This window comes from Kaarinaea lacus, assembly GCF_975902315.1.
In genome coordinates, this window is record NZ_CDLKIE010000057.1 from 1 (window position 1) to 4,047 (window position 4,047).

The following is a 4,047-nucleotide window of genomic DNA, read 5'->3' on the forward strand; positions in this document are numbered from 1 at the left end:
ACTAGTTAAGATCAATGGCGAATTCACGCAACACCTCCATTGGAATAATATCCAGGGCCTTTTTGTGAGTTCGCCGCAAATACACCTTTGGCGCCATGCCTTGATTGTAAGCTTCCAACCAGCGTGCCGCACATAAACACCACCGGTCACCAGGCTGTAAACCCGGAAATCCATATTGAGGTGCCGGGGTTGATAAATCGTTGCCTTTGAACCGGGAGTATTCCAGGAACTCTTGTGAAGTCAGAATACAAACCGTATGTGATCCCGCATCATCCTGACCCGTGTTGCAGCAACCATCCCGGAAAAATCCGGTTTGCGGGTCATCGCCGCAGCTTTCCAGTACTTCATCAAACACGTTAATCGAACCATCCATTGAAAGATCCCCTTTGCGTATTGAGCGCTAATCCATGTAGGAAAATTCCCAAATTCTACTTTGATCAATATATTCTCAATTCAAATTAACATAGTTAAATTTATTTGACACAGCTCATAGATTGCAATGGTTAGTTAAGTTTCAATTACGTTTAACCGCCTGGTAATCACACGAGTTATACCAAAACAGCAAAAAAAATTAACAAGCGCTTCAATTACACACCTGAGCTGTCATTATTTTTCCGAGGAAGGATGCATGTTCAGTAAAAATGGAAAGACCAGACAACAGTTTCTGACACAGTACCCCGAGCATTTCAGGCGAGTGACAGCGCGGAATATCGAATTCCTTCATTCTTTACTCATATTCAATCTTGTTCATAGTGTCACGCGTATGACAAAACAAATTATACAAAGGGAGAAACTACTAGGGCTTGATTAACGCAATATAAGAATATTAGTACTTACTAAGAACAATAAGCAATATATGCAACCAAAGGAGGTTGAATCATGAGATCTAATAGAAGGAAACGTTCCTGGTTATTTCTCGCCGGAATAACCTGCGTAATGCTAGTACCGTTTTCAACACAGGCAGGTGAACTGAGTCGAGCCTCAATGCTCAGTTATACATGCGCAGGATGTCACGGTACTGATGGTGTCAGTCCCGGATCCATTCCCAGTATCTATTGCAAATCATCCGATACGATAGAAAAAGCACTTAAGGAATATCGGGATGGAAAACGATTCTCCACGGTAATGGGACGCCACGTAAAAGGATATACCGACGATGAAATTCAGTTAATCGCGGGATACTTTGGCACCTACTGTAATAAAGAAGCAGCCAAGAAAAAATGAGGAGGCAGTCATGAGTAAATATACGCGTAGAGACTTTATGAAAGTAGCCGGCGTTGCCACTGCCTCTGGATTAGGTACCTTGGTATTGCCATTAGGAGCTTTAGCTAAAACTAGGTCAAAGGTTGTAGTGATTGGTGGCGGATATGGTGGAGCAACTTGCGCTAAATATATTCGCAAAATGGCTCCAGGGGTTGATGTCACGCTAGTCGAGCAAAACAAAAAGTATATCACTTGCCCGTTTAGCAATACCGTTATTGGTGGTTTGAAGAAAATTGAAGATATCACCCATAGCTATGACAATCTAAAAAAACGTCACGGTGTCAATGTAATCCATGATGTAGCTTCTGACATCGATGCCGCTAAAAAGACGGTTAAGTTAAAAGGTGGCAAGGTACTAAGATACGACAAGCTTGTGGTTTCACCGGGTATAGAATTCATCTGGAACAAGATCAAAGGTTATGATCAGGCAGCCAGTGAAATATTTCCCCATGCCTGGAAAGCTGGACCACAAACATTGTTGTTACGCCGACAACTGGAAGGCATGAAAGATGGTGGTACAGCGATTATTGTCGCACCCGCCAATCCATACCGTTGCCCACCAGGTCCCTATGAGCGCGCCAGCTTGATGGCCAACTACTTCAAGAAACATAAACCCAAATCCAAGATCATTATCCTTGATGCAAAGGACAAGTTTTCCAAACAGTCACTGTTCGTTAATGGCTGGGAAAAACTCTATCCGGGTATGATTGAATGGGTGTCAAAATCTGCTGGCGGAACTGTTGTAAGAGCTGATACTAAAGAGAAACTGGTAGAGAACAACAATGGCTTCACCTATGAAGCCGATGTTATCAACGTCGTTCCCCCGCATCGTGCCGGCACAATCGCACAGCGTGCTGGATTGGCAGATAAATCAGGTTGGTGCCCGGTCAATCAAACCACCTTTGAATCGAAAGTACATAAAGACGTACATGTCATCGGTGATTCTGCCTTAGCGGGCAAAATGCCCAAATCAGCTTATGCTGCCGGCAGTGAAGGAAAAGTATGTGCCGCAGCAGTGGTCGCTGAGCTGGGTGGTTTGAATATGCCGGAACCCTCCTACGTAAATACCTGCTACAGCTTTGTAGGACCGGAGTATGGTATTTCGGTCGCGGCGGTTTATCGCATCACTAAAAAGGGAATCACGCCTGTGAAAGGTGCAGGTGGCGGTAGTCCAAAGAAAGTTGATGATACGTTTCGGAACATGGAAGCTGTGTACGCTCAAGGATGGTATGACAGCACCGTTGCCGATATGTTTGAGTAATTAATAATCCTCCATACATTGATGTACCTTTATATGGGCGGCCAGTGGCCGCCCAGTTTTATTTGGGCTAACAAGCCCAGCACTTTTTTTCCCGACCATTATTCGTTACCATCCTGACAATGTCATAACAATCATTCGGCACAAAGCATTTCTATGAAAACCATTATTGTTGGTGCAGGTATCTCGGGGCTAGCCACCGCTCATGCCTTACTGGAACAGCAACCGGATCTCGAGCTTTATGTTTTCGAGTCAGCGGATCGTCCCGGTGGTAAAATCTGGAGCGAAAAAACTTCTGAAGGCTATTTGTGCGAATGGGGTGTTAATGCCTTTCTTGATAGTAAACCAAAGACTATAGAACTGGCCAAATCATTAAACCTTTCTCCTGTTACCAGTTACGATGCATCACGGCATCGTTTTGTTTACTCGGACCATAAGCTGCGAAAATTGCCGGGTTCACCACCTGCGTTTCTTAAATCAGACCTTGTTAGCTGGCCAGGTAAACTCCGTATTGCCATGGAAACGCTGGTGCCCAGAGCAAGCAAGGACGAAGAAACACTGAAAGAATTTGCCATGCGGCGTTTGGGTCGGGAAGCTTATGAGAAACTGATTGATCCCATGGCTTCCGGTGTATTTGCCGGTGACCCGGAAAAAATGAGCGTCAACAGTTGCTTCCCTCGTATCAAGGAAATAGAACGCGAATATCGCAGCTTGATTCTTGGTTTAATCAAGTTGCAAATCAAAGCCAGGAAGGCAGGTAAAAAAGATACACCTCAGGCAGGACCTGCTGGCAAACTCACCTCTTTTTATAACGGCATGTCAGAATTAAGCGATGCTATTGCAGCCCGGTTAGGTGACCGCTTAAAACTTTCAACAGGCATTAATTCGTTAAGCCGTGCAGGCGACCACTACATAGTACATTTGTCCAACGGAACAACGGAAGAGGCAGAACGCATAATCCTGGCTGCGCCTGCTTATGCTCAGGCCAGTATTTTGCAGGACCTGGCGCCCGATATCGCACAGTTACTAAATGAGCTGTACTACCCGCCACTGGCCGTTTGTTGTTTTGGATACCAACGTGACAAGATTAAACATGACCTGAATGGATTTGGCTTCCTGGTCCCGTCCAGGGAAAGAAAAAATATACTGGGTAACCTGTGGGATGTGAGTATTTTTCCTAACCGAGCACCGGAAGGCTATGTGCTACTACGCACCATGGTAGGCGGCGCTCGTGCTGCTGATTGTGCTGTGGAAGATCAGGATAAACTTGCCGATATGGTACGGAGTGAACTAAAGAGTATTATGGGTATTGATGCCACACCCGATTTTATTAAGTCCTATCGTCATGACAAGTCCATCCCCCAATACAGCCTGGGGCATGCAAGACGACTGGAGGTCATCGAACAACACTTGCAAAAACATCCCAACCTGATTCTTACCGGTAATGCCTATAAAGGTGTCGCATTAAATGACTGTGTGGCCAATGCCTATCGAATCGCAGCATCAATAATATAAAACTTTAAAAA

General features: G+C 45.0%; 4 protein-coding genes. 3 read left to right on the forward strand and 1 reads right to left on the reverse strand.

Translation table 11 applies throughout. The features are described from left to right. Position 1: 1 nt before the first annotated feature. The gene (locus ACWVCM_RS01125; RefSeq protein ID WP_455199854.1) at positions 2 to 373 is read right to left on the reverse strand and encodes a DUF2237 family protein; all 372 of its coding nucleotides are present in this window, start codon (positions 371 to 373) and stop codon (positions 2 to 4) included. 506 nt (positions 374 to 879) lie between these two features. Between ACWVCM_RS01125 and ACWVCM_RS01130 the strand changes: the two genes are divergently transcribed. The 3 genes from ACWVCM_RS01130 to hemG all read left to right on the forward strand — a co-directional run bounded on the left by ACWVCM_RS01130 (position 880) and on the right by hemG (position 4,036). Next, entirely contained in the window at positions 880 to 1,224 is a 345-nt protein-coding gene (locus ACWVCM_RS01130) for a c-type cytochrome (RefSeq protein WP_455199855.1), read from the forward strand. Between the two features lie 10 nt (positions 1,225 to 1,234). Next, complete coding sequence (locus tag ACWVCM_RS01135) at positions 1,235 to 2,524, forward strand: FCSD flavin-binding domain-containing protein (protein WP_455199856.1); 1,290 nt, start codon at positions 1,235 to 1,237, stop codon at positions 2,522 to 2,524. A 153-nt stretch (positions 2,525 to 2,677) separates the two neighbouring features. Then, on the forward strand, positions 2,678 to 4,036 hold the full coding sequence (gene hemG / locus ACWVCM_RS01140) for a protoporphyrinogen oxidase (RefSeq protein WP_455199857.1): 1,359 nt from the start codon (positions 2,678 to 2,680) through the stop codon (positions 4,034 to 4,036). The last annotated feature ends 11 nt before the right edge of the window (positions 4,037 to 4,047 follow it).

Excerpts from the sequence above, each read along its gene's own strand:
- ACWVCM_RS01130 (WP_455199855.1), top strand. The coding sequence starts at position 880 with ATGAGATCTAATAGAAGGAAACGTTCCTGGTTATTTCTCGCCGGAATA.
- hemG (WP_455199857.1), top strand. The coding sequence starts at position 2,678 with ATGAAAACCATTATTGTTGGTGCAGGTATCTCGGGGCTAGCCACCGCT.
- ACWVCM_RS01125 (WP_455199854.1), bottom strand. The coding sequence starts at position 373 with ATGGATGGTTCGATTAACGTGTTTGATGAAGTACTGGAAAGCTGCGGC.
- ACWVCM_RS01135 (WP_455199856.1), top strand. The coding sequence starts at position 1,235 with ATGAGTAAATATACGCGTAGAGACTTTATGAAAGTAGCCGGCGTTGCC.